This is a genomic window from Acetobacter aceti NBRC 14818 (assembly GCF_000193495.2).
Taxonomy (GTDB): domain Bacteria; phylum Pseudomonadota; class Alphaproteobacteria; order Acetobacterales; family Acetobacteraceae; genus Acetobacter; species Acetobacter aceti.
Genome location: NZ_AP023410.1, coordinates 1025587 through 1050408, shown reverse-complemented (window position 1 = coordinate 1050408; position 24822 = coordinate 1025587). Strand labels below are relative to the sequence as shown.

At 58.1% G+C, this 24822-nt stretch carries 20 protein-coding genes; 8 read left to right on the top strand and 12 right to left on the bottom strand.

What is annotated here, in order from left to right; genetic code table 11:
• Nucleotides 1-292 precede the first annotated feature (292 nt).
• The 3 genes from EMQ_RS04725 to EMQ_RS04715 form a co-directional block, all read right to left on the bottom strand.
• Nucleotides 293-1027, bottom strand: a complete 735-nt coding sequence (locus EMQ_RS04725) for a hypothetical protein (RefSeq protein ID WP_018308382.1) — start codon at nucleotides 1025-1027, stop codon at nucleotides 293-295.
• Between the two features lie 277 nt (nucleotides 1028-1304).
• Complete coding sequence (locus EMQ_RS04720; protein ID WP_010665979.1) at nucleotides 1305-2666, bottom strand: ABC1 kinase family protein; 1362 nt, start codon at nucleotides 2664-2666, stop codon at nucleotides 1305-1307.
• Nucleotides 2667-2669: 3 nt separating this feature from the next.
• Complete coding sequence (locus EMQ_RS04715; RefSeq protein ID WP_010665978.1) at nucleotides 2670-4532, bottom strand: M3 family oligoendopeptidase; 1863 nt, start codon at nucleotides 4530-4532, stop codon at nucleotides 2670-2672.
• 118 nt (nucleotides 4533-4650) lie between these two features.
• Here EMQ_RS04715 and lepA point away from each other — a divergent pair, with 118 nt between their 5' ends.
• Nucleotides 4651-6456, top strand: a complete 1806-nt coding sequence (gene lepA, locus EMQ_RS04710) for a translation elongation factor 4 (RefSeq protein WP_010665977.1) — start codon at nucleotides 4651-4653, stop codon at nucleotides 6454-6456.
• A 213-nt stretch (nucleotides 6457-6669) separates the two neighbouring features.
• Nucleotides 6670-8169: a lipopolysaccharide biosynthesis protein gene (locus EMQ_RS04705; RefSeq protein ID WP_010665976.1), complete on the top strand. Its 1500-nt coding sequence runs from the start codon at nucleotides 6670-6672 to the stop codon at nucleotides 8167-8169.
• Here EMQ_RS04705 and bluB read toward each other — a convergent pair.
• Both bluB and EMQ_RS04695 read right to left on the bottom strand, forming a co-directional pair.
• The gene (gene bluB, locus EMQ_RS04700) at nucleotides 8159-8776 is read right to left on the bottom strand and encodes a 5,6-dimethylbenzimidazole synthase (RefSeq protein ID WP_018308383.1); all 618 of its coding nucleotides are present in this window, start codon (nucleotides 8774-8776) and stop codon (nucleotides 8159-8161) included. The genes EMQ_RS04705 and bluB overlap by 11 nt on opposite strands.
• Entirely contained in the window at nucleotides 8773-10191 is a 1419-nt protein-coding gene (locus tag EMQ_RS04695; RefSeq protein ID WP_026200202.1) for an FAD-binding oxidoreductase, read from the bottom strand. Before EMQ_RS04695 ends, bluB begins: the two co-directional genes overlap by 4 nt.
• 251 nt (nucleotides 10192-10442) lie before the next feature.
• Here EMQ_RS04695 and aspS point away from each other — a divergent pair, with 251 nt between their 5' ends.
• Both aspS and EMQ_RS04685 read left to right on the top strand, forming a co-directional pair.
• Nucleotides 10443-12254, top strand: coding sequence for an aspartate--tRNA ligase (aspS, locus tag EMQ_RS04690; RefSeq protein WP_010668140.1), 1812 nt, complete (start codon nucleotides 10443-10445; stop codon nucleotides 12252-12254).
• A 340-nt stretch (nucleotides 12255-12594) separates the two neighbouring features.
• A complete protein-coding gene (locus tag EMQ_RS04685; protein ID WP_018308384.1) occupies nucleotides 12595-13188 on the top strand; it encodes a membrane protein in 594 nt (197 codons plus the stop codon).
• A gap of 143 nt (nucleotides 13189-13331) precedes the next feature.
• Here the strand turns inward: EMQ_RS04685 and EMQ_RS04680 are convergent, their stop codons facing one another.
• Complete coding sequence (locus EMQ_RS04680) at nucleotides 13332-15083, bottom strand: Na+/H+ antiporter (protein WP_018308385.1); 1752 nt, start codon at nucleotides 15081-15083, stop codon at nucleotides 13332-13334.
• A gap of 320 nt (nucleotides 15084-15403) precedes the next feature.
• Between EMQ_RS04680 and EMQ_RS04675 the strand changes: the two genes are divergently transcribed.
• Both EMQ_RS04675 and EMQ_RS04670 read left to right on the top strand, forming a co-directional pair.
• A complete protein-coding gene (locus EMQ_RS04675; protein ID WP_010668762.1) occupies nucleotides 15404-15571 on the top strand; it encodes a hypothetical protein in 168 nt (55 codons plus the stop codon).
• A complete protein-coding gene (locus tag EMQ_RS04670; RefSeq protein ID WP_018308386.1) occupies nucleotides 15568-16509 on the top strand; it encodes a DnaJ C-terminal domain-containing protein in 942 nt (313 codons plus the stop codon). The genes EMQ_RS04675 and EMQ_RS04670 overlap by 4 nt, the downstream gene beginning before the upstream one ends.
• 71 nt (nucleotides 16510-16580) lie before the next feature.
• Here the strand turns inward: EMQ_RS04670 and EMQ_RS04665 are convergent, their stop codons facing one another.
• From EMQ_RS04665 to EMQ_RS04640, 6 genes are all read right to left on the bottom strand, one after another.
• Complete coding sequence (locus tag EMQ_RS04665; protein WP_010668502.1) at nucleotides 16581-17045, bottom strand: RcnB family protein; 465 nt, start codon at nucleotides 17043-17045, stop codon at nucleotides 16581-16583.
• A gap of 275 nt (nucleotides 17046-17320) precedes the next feature.
• Complete coding sequence (gene rodA, locus EMQ_RS04660; protein WP_010668501.1) at nucleotides 17321-18484, bottom strand: rod shape-determining protein RodA; 1164 nt, start codon at nucleotides 18482-18484, stop codon at nucleotides 17321-17323.
• A gap of 63 nt (nucleotides 18485-18547) precedes the next feature.
• Nucleotides 18548-20464 carry a penicillin-binding protein 2 gene (gene mrdA / locus EMQ_RS04655; protein ID WP_010668500.1) on the bottom strand — a complete coding sequence of 639 codons (1917 nt, stop codon included), beginning with the start codon at nucleotides 20462-20464 and terminating at the stop codon, nucleotides 18548-18550.
• 64 nt (nucleotides 20465-20528) lie between these two features.
• A complete protein-coding gene (gene mreD, locus EMQ_RS04650; protein WP_010668499.1) occupies nucleotides 20529-21107 on the bottom strand; it encodes a rod shape-determining protein MreD in 579 nt (192 codons plus the stop codon).
• A gap of 11 nt (nucleotides 21108-21118) precedes the next feature.
• A complete protein-coding gene (gene mreC / locus EMQ_RS04645; protein WP_010668498.1) occupies nucleotides 21119-22255 on the bottom strand; it encodes a rod shape-determining protein MreC in 1137 nt (378 codons plus the stop codon).
• A 231-nt stretch (nucleotides 22256-22486) separates the two neighbouring features.
• The gene (locus EMQ_RS04640) at nucleotides 22487-23533 is read right to left on the bottom strand and encodes a rod shape-determining protein (protein ID WP_010668496.1); all 1047 of its coding nucleotides are present in this window, start codon (nucleotides 23531-23533) and stop codon (nucleotides 22487-22489) included.
• Between the two features lie 449 nt (nucleotides 23534-23982).
• Here EMQ_RS04640 and EMQ_RS04635 point away from each other — a divergent pair, with 449 nt between their 5' ends.
• Complete coding sequence (locus EMQ_RS04635) at nucleotides 23983-24228, top strand: hypothetical protein (protein WP_187326319.1); 246 nt, start codon at nucleotides 23983-23985, stop codon at nucleotides 24226-24228.
• Nucleotides 24229-24331: 103 nt separating this feature from the next.
• Nucleotides 24332-24760, top strand: a complete 429-nt coding sequence (locus EMQ_RS04630; RefSeq protein ID WP_231367996.1) for a YMGG-like glycine zipper-containing protein — start codon at nucleotides 24332-24334, stop codon at nucleotides 24758-24760.
• Nucleotides 24761-24822 lie beyond the last annotated feature (62 nt).

The following is a 24822-nucleotide window of genomic DNA, read 5'->3' as shown; positions in this document are numbered from 1 at the left end:
TGCGTTGCTGTGTTCTGACAATCCCCTGTAGACGTGGAGGTATGACCGGTCCTTTCAACAGGAAAGGAATATTTTTGAGTTTCTTCCAGAAACTTGCAAAAAATACCGAGACTGTCATATTTTTTAGATATAAATCTCGTTTTGTCGATTTTTCATACCTCGGTTACCTTCCTCGTGTTCTGAAAATGCCTCTTTTCCCTGACAAGTAAAGAAATAGAGGCATTTTCTCTTGAAAAAACGACAAAATCGTATTAGAATAAAGACAAATCTTTATTCAAAGACTCCTCTGTTTTTAGGAAACTTTTTCCGGTTGGACAAGGGTTTCCTGAATCTGGTCTGCTGCCTTGTCAAAAAGATGGATGCAGCGACGGATATTGGCTCCCATGGTCGCCCCCACAATTTTCGAATCGTTTGAGGGGTGATAGGCCCGGGCAAGATCTTCATCTATTTCAAGATGTGACGGACCATGATGGTCATGAGCATTGTGAGCTTCGCCCCAGATCCAGCGACCGGACGGGAACGTGCTGATGAATGCTGGTGCGTGACAGAGGTAGGCTGAAAGTTCTTCAGCAAGATATTCAACCCCGGCCAGCCAGGAAAAAAACTCGACAGGATCGTCACTGGTGGAAGCCTGAATGAGATTTTCAACCGACGAGAGCTGCGGATATTGATCTGCATTCAGATCGATCCCCAGTTCTTTTGCGCCCGCGACCCAAAGCAGTGCGTGCGAACCTTCCTCTTCCTTCATCTCTCTAACAGCCTCACGCGCTTCCGAGAAAAATGTCTTTACGCGTGACTGACCAAAACGTTCCACAAGCGGACGCAGGGGAAGATGTCCGACGCGCTGGTCGATGGCGCGTTCAAAGGCCTGCACGAAGGGCCAGAACCCGATCAATAGAGCGCGGATGGAGGCGCGATCACCCTGCGCACAGGCGCGGATCAGCGGAGATGAAAAGATGCCTTCTCTGGTGCCGACACGGACAACATCACGATCAAGAACGGGTTCTGCAAACAGTAAGGCGTACATGGCGTAATCCTCAAATAAACTATCCCGGTTTTCCGGTTAATCTTAGTATTAATCATTTTTTGTTTTATAAATACTTTGTTTTTATTAAATAATATTATGTAAAAATAGTCGATTTTATTTTCTATAATTGCATTAAATGTTTTGATATCGAAACGAAGTTAGGGGATGAGTGACCGAGGTATTCAGGAAAATTGATGTCTAGGAAGGAGTTTATTCGGGAATAGGGAGATACGTGTCTCCTGTCATCCCGAATATCAGTTTTCGGAAATAAATCTGATTATTTATTGATGAACTCTGACAGTCCGGCAGCCTTGAGGACTTCAGCCTGACGGGCAGCCAGAGCGTCCTCATCAAAATCAGCAATAAGATCCTGGAACATTCTGTGCCAATTCAGTTTTGCTCCAATCCGCATGAAGACGGAACCGAGGCCAATGGCTGAACGATCGACAAGAACAAATTCACGCGGAGGTTTGACGCCACCTGTTTTTTGCAGGCCGGTATGAACACGTCCGGCGATGTCGCGTCCAAAGATCGTTTCGGCATTTTCATTGATGGTGCGTTCGCGATCTTCCATCAGCGGCTCATAGAGGAAACTGGCCCACTCATTGAGGACGGTCATCGTTTCACGTGACAGGCCGGTGAAGCCCCACATCTCGTAAGCATGGGCTGCACGATCTTCATCTTTCGTGCGCAGGGCTTCACAAAGTTCGATAATGCCACGGATGAAACGAGGACGGAAAACCCGGATCGTGCCGAAATCAAGAAGATTGAAACCGAAATCCTCACGAACCGTGAAATTGCCCATATGCGGGTCGCCGTGAATGATGCCGTAGCGATAAAGCGGCACGTACCACGCTTCGAAAAGCGCACGCGCCATGGTGTTGCGCTCCTCCTGCGTCGGGTTGGTGTCAAGAACCTTCTGGAGTCCCTGACCATTGACCCATTCCATGGTCAGAAGGCGACGGGTGCAAAGTGCATCTACGGTTTTTGGAATGGTAACGGCAGCCGAGTTCTTCAGCATGATATCGTAAAGCCGAAGGTTCGCGGCTTCACGTTTGTAATCAAGCTCTTCTCTCAGACGGTCTGTCAGCTCTTCAATCACGTCGTCCTGACGAATGGCGTTGTCCAGCTTGTGGTAAACACCCATGGCCATCCGAAACTGCTTAAGATCAGCCTCGACTGTGGTCGTCATGTCCGGATATTGCAGCTTGCAGGCGACAACTTCGCCATTCTGCAGAACCGCCTTGTGGACCTGTCCGAGGCTGGCAGCCGCTGCTGCTTCCCGACCGAACTCGCGAAAGTTCTTTTGCCAGTCAGGGCCAAGCTCGGCCGCCATGCGTCGACGCACAAAGCTCCAGCCCATAGGCGGCGCATTGGACTGAAGCTGGGCCAGCTCCGTCGCATATTCGTCAGGCAGCGCGCCGGGGATGGTGGCGAGAAGCTGTGCCGCCTTCATCAGCGGCCCCTTGAGCCCGCCGAGAATGGCTTTCAGATCTTCTGCGTGGGCTGCGCCATCACCCTTGAAACCAAGCCGGTGTCCCGCCATGCGGGCGGCGATGCCGCCGACTGTGCCGGTCGTGCGGACCATCCGGCGAAATTCTCCGAACAGGCCTGTCGTATCGAGATCTTTTTCCGCCATGGCTCAGGCTTCCTTCAACTGATCAATAAAGCCCGAAATCACATCCAGCCCCTTGCGCCAGAAGGCGGGATCACTAGCATCAAGGCCGAAAGGCGCCAGAAGCTCGCTGTGGCGTTTGGTACCACCAGCCTCCAGCATTGCACGATATTTCTCCCGGAAACCCGGCTTACCCTGCTGATAGACGCCATACAGCGCATTCACTAGGCAGTCTCCAAAAGCATAGGCATAGACATAGAATGGCGTATGCACGAAGTGGGGAACGTAAGCCCAGTAGGTGTCATACTCAGGTGTGAAGTTGAAGGCCGGACCGAGGCTTTCGGTCTGAACGTCGCGCCAGATAGCCCCAATCTGCTCAGGAAGCAGTTCGCCTTCACGGCGGGCGTGATGCACGCGGCTTTCAAACTGATAGAATGCGATCTGGCGGACAACGGTGTTCAGCATGTCCTCAACCTTGGCGGCGAGGAGAAGTCTTTTCTGAACAGGGTCTTTTTCCGCATCGAGCAGATACTGGAAAGTCAGCATCTCGCCGAACACACTCGCCGTTTCCGCCAACGTCAGGGGTGTCGATGAGAGAAAATAGCCCTGCTTCGCGGCAAGTTTCTGATGCACGCCATGTCCGAGTTCATGCGCCAGTGTCATGACGTCCCGTGTGCGCCCGCGATAGTTCATCAGAACATAGGGATGGACCGAAGGCACGACCGGATGGGCGAAAGCGCCCGGTGACTTTCCCGGAACGGGTGCGGCATCGATCCAGGGCTTGTCGAAAAACTCGCTGACAATTTCACCCAGCGCCGGATCAAATTTTTCATAAGCCTGCTGCACGATCGCCTTGGCGTCCGTCCACGGAATATCCTTCTCACGCATTCCCGGCAGTGGTGCGTTGCGGTCCCAGTGTTCCAGCTTGTCCAGACCGAGCCATTTTGCTTTCAGTCCGTAATAACGATGCGACAGGCGAGGGAAGTCGTTCGTCACAGCGGAAACAAGAGCATCCACGACCTCGTCTTCCACCATGTTGGAGACATTGCGATAGGACTCGGGACGTGGGTAACGTCGCATCTTGTCGGAAATGGCCTTGTCCTTGGCGAGCGTGTTGGTCACCAGAGAAAACAGTCTGATATCGCCTTCCAGCGCCTTGCCGACGGCCTTGCCAGCGGCTTCGCGTCGGCTGCGATCCTGATCCGACATCTGGTTCAGGGCTTCGCCAAGCGGCATTTCCCGTCCGTCCAGTGACACACGGAGGGCCGTGATCTGCTCGTCGAAAAGACGGCACCAGGCGGATGCGCCAGTTACGGATTTTTCCAGCAGCACCTGCTCTATGTCGTCCGGTAACTGATGCGGACGGAACATCCGGTGGTCACGCAAGAATGGCCGCCAGTGCGCCAGCGTGGAGGAGGAAGACAGTTTTGCTTCCAGCACATCCTCTTCAATGGTGTTCAGTTCCAGAGTGAAGAACAGCAGGTCCGCCGAAATGTCGGAGATACACTCACGCACGGCCTGACTGAATTTGCCCGTTTCGGGATCAGTCATATCGGCGGAGAAGGACAGGGACGCGAAGGAGCCGACCTTGCCGAGGATTTCGTTGATCGTCTGGCAGGTCTCGATCGCCTTCGCCAGATCCGCGCCGGAGAGAGAGGCGATGGTGCCTTTATACTGCCCCGCAAACGCCTTGGCCTCGGCAGCCGCACGATCCAGATCGGCCTTTACCGCAGGCGAGTCGGGACTCGTATACAGGTCGGACAGGTCCCAGCGAGGCGGGGACATATCTGTGCTCGGCCTGGATGATGTGGTGTTCGCCGAAAGCGAAACCTGAGCGGAAAGGGGCCGCAGTCGAGCGTGCGGATGGGGGAAGGGAGCCTGATCTACCATGTCCGGAATTGTAGCGCGGGTGCGTGCGGGTGGCGAGGCCGTTTGATTCTTTGCTGCATGTGCATTTCCCACGCTTTCGCGTGCTGACTTTTGCCGCTTTATCCCCTATGGAGCGGGCATGACCGATACGCCTCTCTCCCTGATCCGTAACTTCTCGATCATCGCCCATATCGACCACGGCAAATCTACTCTTGCCGACCGGATGATTCAGGCTTGCGGCGCGCTGACCGCCCGCGAGATGACGAATCAGGTGCTCGACAATATGGAGCTGGAGCGCGAGCGCGGTATCACTATCAAGGCGCAGACCGTGCGCCTGACCTATCCGGCCAAGGACGGCAAGACATACATCCTGAACCTGATGGACACGCCGGGCCACGTCGACTTCGCTTACGAAGTCAGCCGCTCGCTCGCCGCGTGTGAAGGCTCGCTGCTGGTTGTGGATGCCTCGCAGGGTGTGGAAGCGCAGACGCTGGCCAACGTTTATCAGGCCATCGACGCCAATCACGAAATCGTGCCTGTCCTTAACAAGATCGACCTGCCTGCCGCCGAGCCGGAGCGTGTGAAAGCGCAGATCGAGGAAGTCATCGGCATTGACGCCGAGGACGCCGTGGAGATTTCGGCCAAGACCGGCATAAACATCGAAGGCGTGCTGGAAGCTGTGGTCACCCGACTGCCTCCGCCGACAGGTGATGCCGAACTGCCGCTCAAGGCCATGCTGGTGGATAGCTGGTACGACGCCTATCTCGGTGTCATTATCCTTGTCCGCATCAAGGAAGGTCGCCTGAAGAAGGGCGCACGCATTCGCATGATGTCCACGGGCGCGACCCATCTGGTGGATCAGGTCGGTGTGTTCGCGCCGCGCATGGTGCCGGTGGACGATCTCGGACCGGGTGAGATGGGCTACATCAACGCCGCCATCAAGACCGTCGCCGACTGTAACGTGGGTGACACCATCACCGATGACCGCCGTCCAGCTGCCGAGCCGCTTTCGGGCTTCAAGCCTTCCATTCCGGTGGTTTGGTGTGGTCTGTTCCCGGTCAATGCGGATGATTTCGACAAGCTGCGCGACAGTCTCGGCAAGCTGCGTCTGAATGATGCCTCGTTCCATTATGAAGCCGAGACGTCCGCCGCTCTTGGCTTCGGATTCCGGTGTGGCTTCCTCGGTCTGCTGCATCTGGAGATCATTCAGGAGCGCCTGTCCCGCGAATTCGATCTCGATCTGATCGCGACAGCACCGTCCGTTGTCTATCATCTGAATATGAACGACGGCACGAAGGAGGATCTGCATAATCCGGCCGACATGCCGGATCCCATGCAGATCGAGACCATCGAGGAGCCTTGGATCAAGGCCACGATCATGGTGCCAGATGAGTATCTTGGCGCCGTGCTGACGCTCTGCACCGAGCGGCGTGGCGTGCAGATTGATCTGACCTATGTCGGCAATCGTGCGATGGCGGTTTATCGTTTGCCGCTTAACGAAGTGGTGTTCGATTTCTACGACCGTCTCAAGTCTCTGACGCGTGGTTACGCCAGCTTCGACTATCAGATGGATGGTTACGAAGAGAGTGATCTTGTGCGGATCTCTATCCTCGTCAATCAGGAACCGGTGGATGCGCTATCCTTCATCGCACATCGGTCTGCGGCCGAGAGTCGTGGTCGTGCCATCTGCGCCCGTCTGAAAGATCTTATCCCTCGCCAGCTCTTCAAGATCGCCATTCAGGCGGCTATCGGTGCACGCGTGATTGCCCGTGAGACCATCGGAGCCCTGTCCAAGGACGTGACAGCGAAGTGTTACGGTGGTGACATCTCGCGTAAGCGCAAGCTGCTGGAGAAGCAGAAAGAGGGCAAGAAGCGGATGCGTCAGTTCGGCAAAGTCGAAATTCCGCAGAGCGCGTTCCTTGCTGCGCTTAAGATGGATCGGTGAGCTGAAGACACGTTGCATCAAAAATAGGACGGCTGTTTTAAATTGTTGCTGCGTCGGTGAGGTAGAATCCGCATTGGACGGCAGGTCTCATGTAGTTTTAAAAGGCGTATATAAAGAGAAGCATTAGAGCATGATCTGAAGCACGATATTCCCGGTGTGGGCAATAAGTGTGTCGGAAGCTGAATTGGGTCACATGAACAGTTCTTTGCCGCTATGACCACAAAAACAGCCGGTTCATCCGGAGTAGGGAAAGCTGCGACCAGCGGTTTTCTGTGGCTTGCAGTTCAGAGTCTGGCCGCCCGGGGCATTGGATTTATCTCGCAGCTTTTCCTGGCGCGATTACTTCTACCGGAAGATTTCGGTACAATCGGTCTTGCGCTGACAGTTACTGCCATTGCCAATTCCCTTATCAGCTTCGGGATCGACGAGGTTCTGCTTCAGCGTCAGAAAACCATGACGTTGTGGGAACCCTTGGCGTTCTGGATGTCAGCAGGCGTTAGTGTGGCCGGCATGCTGGGTATGTTCATTGCAGCGCCATTCGCCGCACACTGGTACCATTCCCCAGCTCTTGTCGGCCTCATCATGGCGATTGCTGTTGCTACGCCTCTTCGTGCACTAAGCACGGTGTCGGCCGTAAAGGTCCGGGCAGAAATGGATTTCCGATTTCTGGCCGCCTGCAACACATTCGAGATTGTGGCACTACAGGTTCTGACCATTATTCTTGCCGCGCTGGGAACGGGGGCATACGCCTTTGCCATCCCTTATCCCATCGTTGCCCTAGTGCGGACAGCCTGGCTCTGGAAGCGGGCCGCACCTTCGATAAAAGGGCGATACAAGGCCATACAGGCCCGTTATCTGGTGGGTAACAGCACGCTCATTCTGTTGAATCGGACCTGTATAGAATTCATCAATCAGGGTGACTACATTGTCCTTGGACTCATCGCATCGAAGGCGATGGTCGGTTATTACTTCTTTGCTTTTCGGTTTGCCGCCCAGCCTGTCCGCATGTTGGCTGGTAATGTCAGTAACGTCGTGTTCCCGGCTCTTGTGCAGTTCCGGAATGAGCCAGCCCGCCAGACTGACGCCGTCCTCCGTGCATGCCGTCTTCTGGGCTATCTTGTCATGCCGTTCTGCTTTTTGCAGGCGGGGCTGGCAAAACCGGGGTTGCATCTGCTGTTTGGCGATCGCTGGATGCCTGCGGTACCCTATGTCATCATCCTGAGCATTGGTCTGCCATTTGACGCGATAAGCTGGATTACGGGTGCTCTCCAGAGCGCAAGGCGGGAGTTTGCACGGTCCTGTCAGTATCGGCTTATTGCGTTTCCCCTGTTTTACATCATGGTTGGTCTTGGGGGATATTGGGGAGGCGTCATGGGCGTCGCTCTTGCTGTGGCGGCCTATTATTTCCTGTGGCCGCCCATCACTTCCTATCTGATTTTGATTGGATCAGGTGTGTCGGCTCTGACCGTGGCCGAATTCTATTTCATGCCCATGATTTTTTCCTGCATCGCCATCGGAGCCGGCATAGCTCTTGCGCAGACTAGTCTCTTCCACGGCAACGATTTCGTGGAATGCATGATCATCGGCATAGTGACCTGTATCGTCTACCCGGCGCTGCTGGCGGTGTTCCGGCCTGAGATGTTCAGGGAAATCGTGAACCGGTTCGGTGACAAGTTTAAAAAGCGTCGTCAGACGGACGGGGCTAACGCCTGATCCACTCCCGACAAAAGGACTGGCGCCGCTCCCAACCGAGCCGCTCCAGTTCCGGTGTGTCGTGACGTTCACGCGGGTATCCGACGCACAGATAAGCGATAAAGCGCCACGATGCCGGACTTTCCAGCGCCTGTCGCACAGCGTCAGGTTCAAGAATGGAAACCCAGCCCACCCCAATTCCCCGGGCGGCGGCGGCCAACCAAAAGGTGTGGATCGCCATGACCGTGGACCATACCGTTGTCTCCGGCATGGTGCGGCGACCGAGGCCGCGCCCCTGTTCCGGATCTTCCACCGAAAACACCGCAATATGATGGGGCGCGTCGTCCAGCCCGGCTAGTTTCAGACGGGCATAAGCGGCGGCGTCCTCGCCCTCACGTTCTGCTAGGGCTTCGGCTTGGCTGCGGGCAAAGAGACCCCGAACCGCTGCGCGGCGCGCAGGACTGTCCACCCGCATGAAGCGCCACGGCTCGCTGAGACCAACCGATGGCGCCATGCTCGCGACTTGTAGCAGTTCATCGAGTGTAGCATCGGCGACTGGCTCAGGACGAAAATGCCGGACATCCCGCCGCCAGCGGAAGACGTCCTCCAGAACGGCTGAAGCTGTCATCCTTTATAGGCTTCCCCCGGCGGAAGAAGTTTGCCGGGATTGAGAATGCCGCGCGGGTCCATCGTCTGCTTCAGGGCGCGCATCACGCTGAGTGCTCCCGCGCCATGTTCCGCCTCAAGAAATTCCAGCTTGCCAATCCCGACGCCATGCTCGCCGCTGCATGAACCGCCCAGCGCCAGCGCACGGCCGACAATGTTGCGGTCCAGTTCAAGCAGTCGTGCGCGTCCCTTTGGAGAATTCTCGGTGAGAATCAGGGTGTGGAAATTGCCGTCACCCACATGCCCCAGCATGGCGGCGCGCAGGCCGGAAGCAGCGATGTCCTCGCGTGCGCCGTCGATCAGTTCGCCAAGGCAGGAGATCGGCACGATGCAGTCGGTCGAGATGACAAGCGCCGAGTGGTCGATGGCGCGCGCCGCCCAGAAGGCGTCGTGACGGGCCTTCCACAGACGGGTGCGTTCCTCGGGTGTGTCAGCCCAGGCAAAGCCGAGACCGCCATTGTCGCGGGCGATGCTCTCCGTGGCTTCCACCTGCTCACGTACGGACGCGGGGCCGCCGGAGAACTCGAATAACAACGTCGGCAGAGGTTTCAGTTCATCAAGGTGAGAGAAGGCGATGCTGGCCGCCATCTGTACTTCATCCAGAAACTCCACGCGGGCGACGGGGAGGCCGTACTGGATCATCTCGACGGCGGTGTTGATCGCCTCGTCCACCGTGTTGAACTGGCAGATCGCGGCAGCGATGCTTTCCGGCAGTCCGTAGAGACGCAACTGGATCTCGGTGATGATGCCGAGCGTGCCTTCTGAGCCAATAAACAGCGAGGTCAGATCATAACCCGTCGAAGATTTGCGGACGCGGCCACCTGTGCGGATCACCTCGCCAGTGGCGAGCACCACGGTCATGCCGAGCACGTTTTCCTTCATCGTGCCGTATTTCACCGCCGCCGTGCCGGAGGCGCGGGTGGCGCACATGCCGCCAAGCGTGGCTTCACCGCCCGGATCGACCGGAAAAAATAAACCGGAATCGCGGATGTGGGCGTTGAGTTCCTGCCGCGTCAGACCGGCTTGCACACGGCAGTCGAGATCTTCCGGATTGAACTGCACGATCTTCGTCATGCGGGAGAGATCGAGGCTGACGCCTTCTGCGGGCGGCGTGACATGGCCTTCAATCGACGTTCCCGCACCGAATGCTACAACCGGCACGCGGTGTTCGTGGCACAGGGACAGCACGCGGGAGACATCGTCCGTGCTTTCCACAAACACTACAGCGGCGGGCAGACAGGACGCATCCAGCGCCTCGCCGTGGCTGTGTTCCTCGCGCACGGAAGCCACGGTGCTGATCTGGCTCCCCATGGTTTCGCGAAGAGCGGAAAGAACGGTTTCCACGCCGGTCATCGGGGCGGAGAGGGTGTCGGACATGCGGCCAGCCTGATCAGTGAAGACGGAATTCACGCACTTGTATCCGCTGTTCGTGTCTTCGACTACCGATACAGGAACGCGGCAGGGTTTCCGGCGTAGGAGAGAAATACAGCGCTGTTCACGCCTGTGAAACCTCTCCGGACTTGACATGAGCGCCTGTGACCGGCTTCCTCCGCCCCTGAATTTTCACATTGTGGCCGGACGGCTCCCCGCTGTCCGCGCCGCGTTCCAGCCGGGCAGGAATTGACCACATGCATCCGTATCGCACCCATAGCTGCGCCGCCCTCCGCGCCGAAGACGCCGGAAAAACCGTGCGCCTGTCCGGCTGGGTCCACAGCAAGCGAGATCACGGCGGCCTGCTGTTCATCGATCTGCGCGATCAGGACGGTCTGACGCAGATTGTCATTCCCGCCGAATCTCCGGTCATGCCGGTGGCTGAGGAAACCCGCGTCGAGAGCGTCATCACCGTGACGGGTGAGGTCGTGCTGCGTGAGGAAACCACGCGCAACCCGAACCTGCCAACCGGCGATATCGAACTGCGTGCAAAAGAATTCACTGTGCAGTCGGCCGCCGCCGTCCTGCCGTTCCAGGTCGCCGGCAACGAGCATTATGGCGAAGAGCTGCGCCTGAAATACCGCTATCTCGATCTGCGCCGCGAGAAGATTCACCGCAACATCCTGCTGCGCTCGCAGGTGATCGCCAGCCTGCGTCGCCGTATGGTCGAGCAGGGCTTTACCGAGTTCCAGACGCCGATCCTGACGGCCTCCTCCCCGGAAGGCGCACGCGACTTCCTCGTGCCGTCCCGTCTGCATCCGGGCAAGTTCTACGCGCTCCCGCAGGCTCCGCAGCAGTTCAAGCAGCTCGCTATGGTCGCGGGTTTCGACCGCTATTTCCAGATCGCACCCTGCTTCCGTGACGAAGCCGCCCGTGCTGACCGTAGCCCCGGCGAGTTCTATCAGCTCGATTTCGAGATGGCCTTCGCAACGCAGGAAGAAGTGTTCGCAACACTTGAGCCGGTCATGGAAGGCGTGTTCCGCGAGTTCGGCAATGGCCGCGCTGTGACGCCCGCACCGTTCCCGCGCATCCCGTATGCCGAGGCGATGGCTGTTTACGGTTCCGACAAGCCGGATCTGCGTAACCCGCTGAAGATCGCCAACGTCACCGAGCTGTTCGCTGGCTCATCCTTCGGTCTGTTCGCCAAGATTGCGGCGGGTGGTGGCGAAATCCGCGCCATTCCGGCTCCGGGCGCTGGTCCGAAGCCGCGCGGCTTCTTCGACAAGCTCAACGCATGGGCGCGTGAGAACGGTGCTGGTGGCCTCGGCTACATCCAGTTCGACGAGGAAGGCGGCAAGGGACCGATCGCCAAGAACCTTGAAGCCGACCGCGTGAAGGCCATTCAGGACAAGCTCGGCCTGAAAGCCGGTGACGCCGTGTTCTTTGCCGCTGGCAAGGGCGACGAGGTGGCGAAGTTCTCCGGTCTGGTCCGCACCAAGATTGCGACCGAGCTGGAGCTGATCGAGGAAGGCGAGTTCCGCTTCTGCTGGATCGTCGATTTCCCGATGTATGAGAAGAACGAGGAAACGGGGCAGATCGACTTCTCCCACAACCCGTTCTCCATGCCGCAGGGTGGCCTTGAGGCGCTCAACACGCAGGACCCGCTCGACGTCAAAGCCTATCAGTATGACATCGTCTGCAATGGCATTGAGCTGACCTCCGGCGCGATCCGTAACCACCTGCCAGACCTGATGATCCGCGCCTTCGAGATCGCGGGTTATCCGGAAAGCGTGGTCGAGGAGCAGTTCGGCGGCATGCTGAACGCCTTCCGCTTCGGCGCACCGCCGCATGGTGGCGCTGCTCCTGGCGTGGACCGCATGGTCATGCTGCTGGCCGACGAGCCGAACATCCGCGAGGTCATCCTGTTCCCGCTGAACCAGCAGGGCGAGGATCTGATGATGGGCGCACCGTCCACCGTCGAGCCTGCGCGTCTGAAGGAACTGTCCATCGCGCTGAACCTGCCCAAGCCGAAGCCTGTCGTGAAGAAGGATGCGGCGGAGACGGAATGAAGCGCGGGAGTGTTTTTGTAGAGGGGTGAGAGTTTGGGAGCCGGGAGCAGCATGTTTGTTCCCGGCTTTTCTTTTTGAATTAATGTAATCGGAACGCGGCAGTCGGGGCTGGTAGGCCATTCGATTACATCTTCGCCCATGGTCATGATGATTGGTTTTTCAGTCAGATAGAAGAAGCAAGCAGCCTGATAAACCGATTTACGTCATCGGGGAGTTGTGCAGGCGTATCTGCAAAATATGGTCTGTTTATAATCGACAGTCAGGCTAGGATTGCCGTAGCATTGCTTGCCCAGATGCGTGTTCGTGGTGACGTCAATGCCTGTTCAGAAGGACTGCATTATTGACCAATGCTCCTTTGCCGTCTCCAGAAATTTTTCAGCATGTTCGCATCATCATGGGGATGGTCGTGGGTCTGAGCATGACCCGTCTGCTCAATGGTCTGGTGCGCATCATTCAGCATCCCGGACAGACGCGGATCTACCCGGTTCATATCGGCTGGGTGCTGACCCTGCTGCTCATGCTCATGCATTTCTGGTGGTGGGAGTTCTGGCTGGTCACACTGCACTCCTGGACATTCGAGATTTATCTGTTTCTAATTATTTACGCGATTATCCTGTTTTTTCTGAGTGCATTCCTGTTCCCTGATTCCATTAGTGATTACACGGGATATGAGGATTTCTTTATTTCAAGACGAAAATGGTTTTTTTCGTTTTTCGCTCTGAGTGTCATATTCGATCTGATCGATACGCTCCTCAAGGGGGCGGCTCACTATGCTATGTTTTCGGCTGAATACTGGTTTCGGGTGCCGGTCTATATTGTCCTTTGTGGCATAGCCATTGCTTCCACCAACCGCCGCTTTCACATGGCTTTCGTCAGTCTCGGACTGGTATATGAAATTTCCTGGATTCTTCGGCATTTTGAAACATTGAGCTAAAGGAAAAAAGCTTGGAAATCACCTCAAATCTTGGAGTGAAGGTGGTCGCGGCTGCAAGAAGGCAGGTCATTATTGGTATGGTAAAAGAAAACTGTGTCTCGTGGTTTTTATGCCTGTAATGACTTCGGTTTTCTCCCGTATTCTCACCTTTCCGCATCGTTTTTTGTAGAGGTGAGACTGGTTATTCCCCCTCCATTTTTCTCCACCGGCACCGCCGTAACCAAAGTCTCAGCAGGTGGCGGCTCTGGCAACTGCGGCAGGTCGTTCAATTCCATCAGAAACTCCTGCTCCCGCACATCCAGTTGACGCCCGATCGCACGTTCTGTCAGGTCGTTGATATTGCGGTCCGTCAGCAGGGAATGCAGCACGCGCCGTTGCAGGCGCACGATGCGTAGCCGCAGCATCAGTTCGTCGCGCTTTCTCTGCACACTGCCGCTGCGTTTGCCTTCCCCATCATCGAGTGTCGGGTCCAGACGGCGCAGGCGTTCGTTGAACTCGGTCATCAGCAGGCTGACTGTGTCGTTGGTGCGGTTGGCGTCCGGCGGCAGGCGAGCCTGTTCCGCCTGAAGCTCGGCGATGCTGGAGCGGATCAGAGTGATGCGGGTTTCCAGAAGCTCGCGCTGCGCCGGGGTTTCGCCATCGTTACGCGGCAGCAGTTTCAGGGCGCGGGGCAGGCCGAACGTGGTCAGCAGTAGCGATGTGATGATGACGCCGGTCGCCAGCACGACCATCACGGTCCGCTCCGGCATATCGCTTTCCGACGGCAGGGAAATAATGGCGGCCAGTGTCACGGCCCCGCGTGCGCCCGCCAGCGTCATGACCAGCACGTTGCGCCAAGACGGCAGGGCCTGCGGACGGTGGATCAATTTCCCGACGCCATAAAAGACAAGCCCGTTTGCGACCATCCAGATCGCGCGCAGCAGACTCATGGCGCACTGGATGCCGACAATGGCCAGAGGCAGCATCCACGGCGTCAGTCCGGCGGAGCGCACGATATGCGCAGCCTGCTCGACCTGTCCGGGAAGCTGCTGTCCAAGCATAATGAACACCAGCCCGTTCAGGGTCGAACAGAGCTGATCCCACAGGGTCGCCGCCCGCAGTCGCGTTTCAATCTGCGTTTCCGACATCACGCCGGTCAGACGGATGGAGATACCCGCTGCGACGGAAGCGAGGATACCAGAACACTCAACAGAGTCGGCAATCAGATAGATGATGTAGGGGATAAGCAGCGAGATCAGGATGTGGTTCGATGAATCGTCGTAACCGCGTCTGAGCGCCATCAGTTCAATCCGGGCGAACAGCCAGCCCAGCCCCGCGCCGATCAGTACGCCGCCAAACGAGACATAGACAAAGTTGCTGGAGGCCGCCTTCAGGGAGAACAGGCCGGTCGTGGCGGCGGCGACCGCGAACTTGAAGCAGACAAGGCCGGAAGCGTCGTTCAGCAGGGCCTCGCCGTTGAGAACCTGCGTCAGACGCGCCGGGGCCTTCGCCGTGGCGAGGAAGCTGTTGACGGACACGGCGTCCGTTGGTGAGAGCGCCGCCGCCAGCGCCATACCGGCGGCAGGCAGGATCGCGGGCATGATCCAGTGAACGGCGTATCCACCTGCAACGGTGCTGAAAATCACCAGTCCGACAGCGAGCGAGAAGATGATGGTTCGTAACTCGCCGAATTCCCGCATGGGGATGCGATAGGCGTCGATGAACAGCAGCGGCGGCATCAGCAGAAGCAGAAACAGCTCCGAGGAGAGCGGCACGGAGAACCCGAGGAAACTGACGGCGCTTCCCGCTGCAATCTGCAAAAGCGGCAGGGGAATACGGACGGGGAGCAGTCGGCCCAGCAGCCCTGACAGGGCAGTCATGACAAGCAGGGCCAGAACGGTAAGGGCGACGTCCATCAGAACTCTCGTTTAGAGGGGGAAGCCGCCTCTTTCGGGGAGAGGTATTGCTGACGGGGGAGGGGGCGGCAAATGAAAAAAACAGGTGAGAGGTGAGCGATGTGAAAGACTTGTGTCGCTTCCCATTGACCCGGCCGGTTTGCGTTCCCATTATTTTATAAAGAGAGGGTGCAGTCTGTCGGCGCGTTGTCCATGGGGAGACGCGACGGGACTGCGCCATAACAGAGATCCGTGCGGGTGCGTCACAAGGCGGTCCGGAACCGGGTCTGCGATATTATGGTGCGGGGTTACGACCGTTCCGGATCTGGTGGAGCAGGATAATGGCGACTGAAGGCCCCGAGGCACAGTTTCTCAAGCCGCGTCTTAACGCGCTGGTAGCTGAAGCCGCGAAGAATGGCTTTTCGACGGATGTAACGATCGCCGTTCTGCTTGATCTGCTGGATACGGAGAGTTTTGGTGTGACCACGCCTGAAGGAGAAGATGAGTGAGCGCAGGCGATCCATATCAGGTACTGGGTGTCGCGCGAACCGCGAGTCAGGACGAGATTCGCAAGGCCTATCGCAAGCTGGCCAAGAAATATCACCCGGACTTCAATCCGGGCGACAAGGAAGCCGAGGAGAAATTCAAGGCTGCCAGTCAGGCGAATGACCTGTTGTCAGATGAAGCCCAGCGGGCGCGCTATGACCGCGGTGAGATCGATGCGACCGGACAGGAACGTGCGCCTCCGGGTTACGGGGCGCATGGCGGCTACCGTGACTTCGGGGAAGGCATGGGCGGCTTCCGTCAGGGCGGGGGAGCCGGTGGTTTCTCGACCGAGGATCTGAGTGATCTGTTCGGCGGCATGTTTGGTGGTGGTCGCGGTGGTGGTGGCGGTTTCAACCGTCGTCCCTCCGGTCCGCAGCCGGGACAGGACAGATCCTATAATCTGACGGTGTCCTTTATCGATTCCGTGCTGGGAACGACCTCACGTGTTTCGTTGCCGGGAGGCTCCACGCTGGATGTCCGGATTCCGCCGGGTATCGAGAGTGGGCAGGTTCTCAGGCTGCGTGGAAAAGGCGGCGAGGGAATTCAGGGCGGTCCTGCCGGGGACGCTCTCATCACTGTCACGGTGACACCGGATGATCAATATACACGAGAAGGGCGTGACCTCCGGCAGACCCTGCCGGTCGATCTGAAGACAGCCATTCTCGGTGGGCCTATCACGGTTCCGACGCCATCCGGGGCGGTGCGCATGAATGTCCCGGCTGATTCTGACACAGGGACTGTCCTGCGTCTGAAGGGACGGGGCGTGAAGGAGCACGGAAAGCACGAGGCCGGTAATCTGTATGTCCGGCTGGAAGTACATATTGGCAAGGCTGACGAGAAGTTGAAGGCCTTTCTCAAGGGGCAGGATGCTGAAGAAGAGGCCGCCTCTTCCGCCGGGTAAGAGTGTCAGTATTGGTTTGAATCAAAACGCCCTCTGTCAGTCTGGCAGAGGGCGTTTTTATTATCAGAGGCTCAGTATCCGGGGCCGCCCATCATAGCGCCCGGAGCCATAGCGCCCGGAGCCATGCCACCCGGTCCCATTCCGCTGACCACACCATTGACAACCACGGCCGAGATGATGCCGGTGGCGATGGCGGTCAGAAGGAACTGATTGCCCGACTGGATCCAGCGATATCCGTAAGGAGGCGCGTAAAGGCCGCGATAGGACCGCCAGTTGTCGATCCACGGGTCACCGCCCCAGTAGCGGGCGCCAGGACGCCAGTTGTTCATGGGCGGTGGAGCTCCACGGCGACCGTATCTTCCATCGCCACCACGAGAGTCACGTCCTCCGGGGCCGCCGTGGTATGGGTCGCCTCGTCCGTCGCCGCGGAACTCACCGCCCTGATGACCTCTTCCGGGCATGGGCTGTGCCATCGCGCAGACAGGCGCGATGCTCAGAACGGACGCCATGATGAATGCGATCGGTTTTATTCGCATGAAGAACTCGTTTCCTGAGTTGTGTTGAAGGTCAATCTGACACGGAAACGATGGCGCTAACATGGCGTTGATTCAAGGTGAAGTGAGGCCAGTCATATCCGTTTTTATTGCAGACCGGGTTTTTCAGCTGTCCTGTTTGTTCACTCACTCTTTGAAAATAAACCGGAACCAACAGAGAGTTTGCTAATCAACGTCCCAGACGGCAAAGCGGTTTTATCATAAAGAAAAACAGATTTTCACAGACTGTAACTCTGCATCAAAATCCGGACTGGAAGTTACGCTTCCTCATCGCCCTCTTCGCCAAAGCGGGAATTGCGGTGAACCCAGACGGACATGAGCAGTCCGAAACCAAGCATCACGTTGATCAGGGCGGAACCGCCATAAGACACCAGCGGCAGGGGCACGCCGCCGACAGGGATGGCGCCCATCACCATGGAAAGATTGACCAGACAATACAGGAAGAAATTCACTGAAATGCCCAGAGCCAGCAATCGTCCGAAGCGGTTGCGGCTGCGGATGGCCATCACCATGCCGCCGAGAATGAGGAGAAGTAGCAGGCCAATGACCAACGCTCCGCCTGCATAACCCCACTCTTCGGCAATGGTCGTGAAGATGAAGTCCGTCTGCTTTTCGGGAAGAAAGTTCAGCTGCCCCTGTGTGCCATGCAGATAGCCCTGACCCCACATGCCCCCCGATCCGAGAGCGATCTTTGACTGGATGATGTTGTAGCCAGCCCCGAGAGGGTCGCTTTCCGGGTGAAGGAAGGTGGTGATACGCGCCCTCTGATAATCATGTAGATGGGAGTAGGCGATTTTCAGAAGGAAGGGCACCGGCAGCAGGAGAAGGACGATCTGCCAGAGACGCATCCCGGCGGCAAAGAACAGGGATGCTCCAATGCCACCGATAATCACCGCCGTGCCGAGGTTGGGTTCCTTGAGAACCAGACCCACCGGGACCAGCACCATGAGAGCCGGGATGATCAGACGCAGCGGGTTACCCATCTTGCTGTAGGGAATGCGGGAGAACCATGTCGCCAGCATCAGGACGAGGGCGACCTTGGCGTATTCGGACGGCTGAACCTGCGTGCCGCCGATCATGACCCAGCGCTCCGCACCCTTGCCGACATGGCCCATCTGAAGAACGACGACCAGCAGGGCCAGCGAGATGAGATAGAGTGGCCATGCCAGCCGGACGAGAAATTTGGGGGGCAGCATGGCGACGGTCAGCGTCAAGATCAGGCCGAAGCCAAAACGGGCGGCCTGTGGTCCGGCGAAGGGACGGGCGGAGCCGCCTCCTGCTGAATAGAGCGCAATATAACCGACGCCCGCCAGCGTGCAGATGAGAAGAATGTACAGCCAGCTGACCTGCCAGAGTTTTGACAGCGTGCGAAAATTCGGTTCGGCGCGTAACAGCCGTTTGCGAAAACGCCTCATCGGCATCCGTGAATCCACGGTGATGCCCTCCTCGAAATCAGATGGGGACCAGTTCAGAAACCGCTCAGACTACTCTGCATCCGCAACTGTCTGCCCCGGCGCGCTCTTGTGATTGACTGGGTCGCGCAACAGGGTATCGGTCATGATGTCCCGGGCGAGCGGCGCTGCCGCTTCTGCGCCAGCATTGCCGTGCTCTATCACGACCGAAACCGCATAGCGCGGAGAGTCATAGGGCGCAAAGCAGATGAACAGCGCATGCGGGCGAAATTCCCACGGGAGTGTGGCGGAGTTGAAGTGACCACTCTCACGGAGGGCTCTTGAGACACGCCGCACCTGCGCAGAACCGGTTTTACCAGCCATTTCGACGCCCGGGATGGCCAGACGCGCCTTGGGCGCTGTGCCGTGGCTCTCGTTCACGACGGCGAACATACCCTCCCGGACGGCTTGCAGATAGCGGTCATCCATTCCCAGTTCCGGCCAGTGCTGTGGGTCGACCTGAGCGCCGATATCCCCGTTGACCGCCCGGACAAGATGCGGTTCGACCTTGCGACCTGTAGCGATGCGGGACGTATAGGTCGCCAGTTGTAGAGGCGTGACCTGCACAAAGCCCTGACCGATACCGCTGACGACCGTATCGCCGCCGTTCCAGTGGTGTTTGTGTTTCTGACGCCATTCGGGGGTGGGAATAAGCCCCAGACGCTGGTGAGGAAGCTCAATGCCCAGTTCCGTGCCGAGCCCCAGTTCGTGAGCTGAAGCCGCCAGCCTGTCCATGCCGACTTTCATGGCGACTTCATAGAAGTAGACGTCACATGAATATTTCAGCGCAAGGTGCAGATCGACCGAGCCGTGTCCATGCTTTGCCCAGCAATGGAAACGCGCCCCACCCAGATCGAAATGGCCGGGACAGAAAAACCGGTCGGAAGGAGAAATCACACCTGCATTCAGGGCGGCCATCGCCACGGCAGGCTTGAAGGTTGAACCCGGCGGATAGACACCCGAGACGGTCTTGTCGATCAGCGGTGTGCGCTGATCGTTGGTCCATTCAATCCATTGGGCGCGACTGACGCCGCTGTCGAACAGGGTGGGATCGAAGGATGGTGTGCTGCACATCGCCAGCACTTCGCCATTGCGGCAGTCCATGACGACGGAAGAGGCGGCCAGGTCGCCGATCCTGCTCTGGATGGTCTGCTGCAATCCTATGTCGAGTGTCAGCGCCAGTTCATCGCCGGGCGTGCCATCCTGACGGTCGAGTTCCTTCATGACGCGTCCGACGGAATTGACCTCCATCTCCACGGAACCGGCCTGTCCCCGCAGCATGGCGTCCTGGCTCTGCTCAATGCCGGCCCGGCCGATACGCATGCCTGGCAAGGCGAATAGCGCGGATTTGGCCACATCCTGCTCATTGGGAGGAGCAACGTAGCCGATCGTGTGGGCCAGAAGCTCTCCAAAGGGGTACGAGCGCGTGGTGCCGACATCGATCAACACACCCGGCAGCGAGGGGGAGTTGATTTCAATGCGGGCCATGTCGTCCCAAGAGAGAAACTCCCTCAGGACGACAGGGATGAATTTGCGTTTGTGCCGGATCTCGCGGGCGATGCGGGAACGATCATGTTCGTCGAGCGGCACAAGCTGGGAAAACCGCTCAATGCTGCCTTCGACGTCCGTGGTTTCTTCCGAAAGAAGCAGGGCGCGCCAGTTGGTTTTGTTGGCGGCGAGGATGGTGCCGAAACGATCGGAAATCAGTCCGCGTGGCGGGGCCAGCAGGCGTTTGCTGGTCCGGTTCTTGTCGGCCAGTTTGGCGAAATGGTCACCATTATTGACCTGCAGGTCGTAAAGACGACGGCCTAGTTCCCCAAGCGCCGCCGTCTGCACGGCCATGATCAGAAGAGCGCGTCGGGTGAAGACACCCTTGCCGGGATCTTTCTGGTCACGGACAGGTAACAGCCTGTTCAGCTTTTCCCTTTTTTTCCGTCCACGGAATTTCATCAGACGGATGCTCCGGCGACAGACTGTCGGCCGACTGGCATGCCTGTTGTGATTTCAGATGCCATCACAGTTGCGGCTCCGGATTGGAAAATCTTCGATGCGCCCAGTTTCCGAGGGCGGCGAAGGGAGGATAAACACCCGCAGTGAGCATACATTCGAACATGACCGGGGCTGTCGGCATTATTCTGAATGAGAGTGAAGAAACCAGAAACCACGACAACCAGCATACGCAGCTTTCCAGAAGTGTGAAAGCCAGCCACAGCGTGACAAAATTCAGGCGCATGAGCCCAAAGCGCATGTGAACGGCTGTTCCATGCAGCAGCAGAAATGCGAAGGCAGTGACCCCGAGTGGCGCGAAACCGATCAGGTCAAGCAGAAGGCCCAGACAGAACACCACCGGCACGGACATCGAAGCCGGTCGCCAGACGGACCAGAAAAACACCGAGGCCATCGCCAATCCCGGAATCAGCGCGATGGCACCTGGGATGCCGGTCGGGGCAGCCAGCAGAACGGCGGCAAGGGCTGTGAGGCCACCGGGAAGCAGGCGCATGGCCAGCCGGTCAAGACGCTGCGCAAGAGCAGGCGCGGACCGGACATCAGGGTGCCAGTGAGACTGCGGATGAGAGTGAGGATCGGAAGACATGACGTGCTCTCTCATCCGCATCCTGCCGGAGGGAAACTGAAAGACGAGTGAGGCATGATGGAGCCGGATTTCTGTAACGGCTGATGATCACCCTGCGTGTTGTCATCCTCATTCTGGTTCTGCGGATGCTCCTCGTTCGTGCGGAATGAATCCGGTTTTTCGCTGCCCTGAGTATCCTGACGTTGCGGCTGATAGCCCGCGGGTGAATGACCGGTCGCGCTTTCGACCACGCCGCCAAGGGTCATGCCGTCGAGCAGATTGTCCTTCTTGCCGTCGCTGCGGAAACTGCGGCTGGAGGTCACAGGCACACGCCCCGGCGCATCCGGTGACTCGATTGTCCCGGTTTCGAAATTGAAGACCCGCAAAATGCTCAGATGATTCAGGCGGGCATAGGGAACCATAACAGGCGTTCCGGCATGAATATAATGAACCGTGCCGACCGGAATACCCGTCGGGAGAAGATCCGCCTGTCCGGATGTGACGACACGCTCTCCCTCAACCGGGTGATTGTCCTGAGCATAAAAGATCAGTCTTGGAGTCGATGAATTGTCACCCGCCATGATGGCCGTACCGTGGCTAGATTCCAGCAGGACAGGGATACGGCTGGCGACGTCATTGATCAGAAGGATACGGGCGGAATGCTCGCCTGTTTCCGTCACGCGTCCGGCAAAGCCGTCAGCGGCCAGCGCTACGTCACCGACCCGGACACCATTGGCGGGTCCGGCATTGATGAGCACGGCATGAGAGTAGAGCCCACCGACATCGCCGACCACACGCCCCGTCACGAAGGACGGCAGCGGATCGGGCATCCAGTGGAGATTATCTTTGAGCGTGGCGTTTTCCTGCGTCAGGGAAACGGCGACATCATACCACCCGCGCAGGTTTTCGTTCTCGGAGCGGAGCTGGGCGTTTTCATGTGCGAGGTGCCCGATGCTGTGCAGTTCGGAAACGGCTTCCGAAATTTCATGACTGGGTAGGGCCACGAGCGACCAGAGCGGCGAGAGGACATCGGCCGTCGCCATGCGTGCCGCTACCGTGACTCGCTGGTTGGCCCATCCCAAGAGCATGATCGCGATGGACAGCAGAAGCATGGCGGGCAGCCAGAGCCGGTCCAGCGCCTGACGAATCTGGATCGAGACAGGGATCATGCCGTGGGTCTTTCCGGCAGCGTTGACTGGCAGAAAGGCAAAGCCGGGGCGGCTGTCCTGTCAGACAGCGCTTTCCCGGAAATCCGTCCTGATTTTTCCTCGCAGCTGCTCGCCAAGGAACCCCCATGTTTTGGGGGCTGTATCCCCAATCTACGCTCTTCGAACCATAAGCCTTCAGCTCTCTGCTGATATAATGGCAAAAAGCTGTAGAGAGTGCATGGTTATTTTTCGTTAATACATTGTCGTAAGGACATTGCGCAGCCGCTTCATTTCCTCAAGCGCACGGCCTGTCCCCAGTGCAACACAGGATAGTGGATCCTCTCCGACCGTAACCGGTAGTCCCGTCGCCAGCCTCAGCACTTCATCGAGGCGATAGAGCAGGGCGCCACCACCCGTCAGAACAATGCCCTTATCCACGATATCGGCAGCCAGTTCCGGTGGTGTGTTTTCCAGCGTCAGCTTCACCGCTTCGATGATCTGGGTGATCGGTTCGGCAAGACTATCCGCAATCTGCGCCTGCGAGACGATGACTTCACGCGGTGCGCCGGTGATGAGATCGCGCCCCTTGACATTCTGGAGCGGACCGGGATCGTTCGGGTCATCCGGCATCATGGCCGAACCGATGGACATCTTGATCCGCTCGGCAGAGCTCTCGCCGATCAGAAGATTATGCATCCGGCGGATGTAGGAAATGATGGCTTCATCCATCTTGTCGCCGCCCACGCGCACCGAGCGGGCATAGACGATTCCACCAAGAGAGATGACGGCCACTTCCGTGGTGCCGCCACCAATATCGACGATCATGCTGCCGGACGGCTCCGTCACCGGAAGGCCTGCGCCGATGGCTGCTGCCATGGGCTCCTCAATCAGGAACACGCGACGGGCTCCAGCACTCTCTGCGCTTTCCTGAATGGCGCGGCGCTCGACAGCCGTGGAGCCGGAAGGGACGCACACGATGACCTGCGGGCTGGCGAAAATGCTGCGATTATGCACGCGGCGGATGAAGTGCTTGATCATCTCTTCCGCGACTTCGAAGTCAGCGATCACGCCATCACGCATCGGGCGGATCGCCATGATGTTGCCGGGCGTGCGTCCGACCATCTGCTTGGCTTCCTCACCGACGGCGAGAACCTGTTTTTTGCCACGTGAGTCGGCAATGGCCACAACGGACGGTTCGTTCAGAACGATACCGCGGCCTTTGACATACACCAGCGTATTGGCAGTGCCGAGGTCGATTGCCATGTCGGCCGACATGAGACCCAGCAGGCGAGCGAACATCCAAAACTCCTGGCCAGCAGTCATGCGCGCACTGAGGTCGTGCGGCATAATAAAACCCGCATGACGTGAGGGACGCCAGTTTTCCAGGTGCGATGAACGCGGGAAGCATGTGTCGGTCGCGCATGCAGGTCGGTTGCGACGCTTAGCGAGGCTGTGATGACACCGCAAGGGCTGATACGCAGAAACTATGGGAGAGACATAGCGTTCCTGATTTGGCCACAAATCTTTTTCAGAGTGTGGTGAAGCAGAAAATCCGGATCTGAACGATGTTTCGGATTTCCTGCTTCCCGTCAGGCCGTTGTGGAACTTCCGGAAGCGCCTTGTCGTTTTTGCCTGTCCTGCACCTGACGAGTCTCTGGGGAGACTGTGAATGTGGTGAGCCATGAGGATCAGAGGCTAGTGACATGACAGAGAGTGCCATTAAAAAAACGGGACCCGGTCGAACAGGCATGCGCCTTCTGGCCGCTACCGGATTGATGTCCGTATCCCTTCTGGCCGGGTGCGGCAGTCCCTATGACTCCGGTGCCCGTGCCGGCAGCGGAGCCCTGATTGGCGCTGGCGGTGGTGCGGCGATCGGCGCTCTTGCCGGTGGCGGAAGAGGCGCGCTCATTGGGGCGCTGGCAGGCGGTGGAACAGGGGCGGCAGTCGGCGCTGCGACAACCCCCAATCCTCCGCAGGCTGGTAACAGGCGTTGATCCCTGCTGATTTTCAGGGCAGGCGGTGTGCGTCAATGACAAGGTATGGGCCTGGCGGTTCTATCGTCCGCAGCTCACAGGCCTATAGAATGAATGGATGGCGATGACGGTGAATAGACAGAAAGCGTGCGGCATTGCGGTGTTGGCTCTGCCTCTTTTTCTCTCCGCTTGCGGTGACCCCTATAGCCCCGGACAAAGAGCCGGAAATGGCGCGCTGATTGGAGGAGGCTCCGGCGCCGCTATCGGGGCGCTAGCCGGCGGCGGTCGCGGCGCGGCCATTGGTGCTCTTGCCGGTGGTCTGCTCGGTGCGGGGGCCGGCGCACTGACCACGCCCAATCGTCCCGGTGGCGGTTATACGCAGGGATACCAGCAGCCTCAGGCCGCTTATCCCCAGCAGCAATATCCTCAACAACAATACCCTCAGCAGCAGCGCTATCAGCAGGGCGGTTATCAGGCTGCCCCCCAGCAGGGAGCATATCCCCGCACCTATGGCGGTTATCCTGCCGGTTACGCTCCTCAGCAGGGGTATTGAGAGACAGAGCGGGATGAAGAAGAGCCGGGGCGCATCGATCGTCCCGGCATTCCTGTTGCGTC

What these genes read in the sequence shown, in the direction of transcription:
- mrdA (WP_010668500.1), bottom strand. Translation starts at nt 20,464, where the DNA reads ATGAAATTCCGTGGACGGAAAAAAAGGGAAAAGCTGAACAGGCTGTTA.
- aspS (WP_010668140.1), top strand. Translation starts at nt 10,443, where the DNA reads ATGCATCCGTATCGCACCCATAGCTGCGCCGCCCTCCGCGCCGAAGAC.
- EMQ_RS04635 (WP_187326319.1), top strand. Translation starts at nt 23,983, where the DNA reads ATGCGCCTTCTGGCCGCTACCGGATTGATGTCCGTATCCCTTCTGGCC.
- EMQ_RS04665 (WP_010668502.1), bottom strand. Translation starts at nt 17,045, where the DNA reads ATGCGAATAAAACCGATCGCATTCATCATGGCGTCCGTTCTGAGCATC.
- bluB (WP_018308383.1), bottom strand. Translation starts at nt 8,776, where the DNA reads ATGACAGCTTCAGCCGTTCTGGAGGACGTCTTCCGCTGGCGGCGGGAT.
- EMQ_RS04725 (WP_018308382.1), bottom strand. Translation starts at nt 1,027, where the DNA reads ATGTACGCCTTACTGTTTGCAGAACCCGTTCTTGATCGTGATGTTGTC.
- EMQ_RS04695 (WP_026200202.1), bottom strand. Translation starts at nt 10,191, where the DNA reads ATGTCCGACACCCTCTCCGCCCCGATGACCGGCGTGGAAACCGTTCTT.
- mreC (WP_010668498.1), bottom strand. Translation starts at nt 22,255, where the DNA reads ATGATCCCTGTCTCGATCCAGATTCGTCAGGCGCTGGACCGGCTCTGG.
- mreD (WP_010668499.1), bottom strand. Translation starts at nt 21,107, where the DNA reads ATGTCTTCCGATCCTCACTCTCATCCGCAGTCTCACTGGCACCCTGAT.
- lepA (WP_010665977.1), top strand. Translation starts at nt 4,651, where the DNA reads ATGACCGATACGCCTCTCTCCCTGATCCGTAACTTCTCGATCATCGCC.
- EMQ_RS04630 (WP_231367996.1), top strand. Translation starts at nt 24,332, where the DNA reads ATGACGGTGAATAGACAGAAAGCGTGCGGCATTGCGGTGTTGGCTCTG.
- EMQ_RS04720 (WP_010665979.1), bottom strand. Translation starts at nt 2,666, where the DNA reads ATGGCGGAAAAAGATCTCGATACGACAGGCCTGTTCGGAGAATTTCGC.
- EMQ_RS04640 (WP_010668496.1), bottom strand. Translation starts at nt 23,533, where the DNA reads ATGTTCGCTCGCCTGCTGGGTCTCATGTCGGCCGACATGGCAATCGAC.
- EMQ_RS04675 (WP_010668762.1), top strand. Translation starts at nt 15,404, where the DNA reads ATGGCGACTGAAGGCCCCGAGGCACAGTTTCTCAAGCCGCGTCTTAAC.
- EMQ_RS04680 (WP_018308385.1), bottom strand. Translation starts at nt 15,083, where the DNA reads ATGGACGTCGCCCTTACCGTTCTGGCCCTGCTTGTCATGACTGCCCTG.
- EMQ_RS04715 (WP_010665978.1), bottom strand. Translation starts at nt 4,532, where the DNA reads ATGGTAGATCAGGCTCCCTTCCCCCATCCGCACGCTCGACTGCGGCCC.
- rodA (WP_010668501.1), bottom strand. Translation starts at nt 18,484, where the DNA reads ATGCCGATGAGGCGTTTTCGCAAACGGCTGTTACGCGCCGAACCGAAT.
- EMQ_RS04705 (WP_010665976.1), top strand. Translation starts at nt 6,670, where the DNA reads ATGACCACAAAAACAGCCGGTTCATCCGGAGTAGGGAAAGCTGCGACC.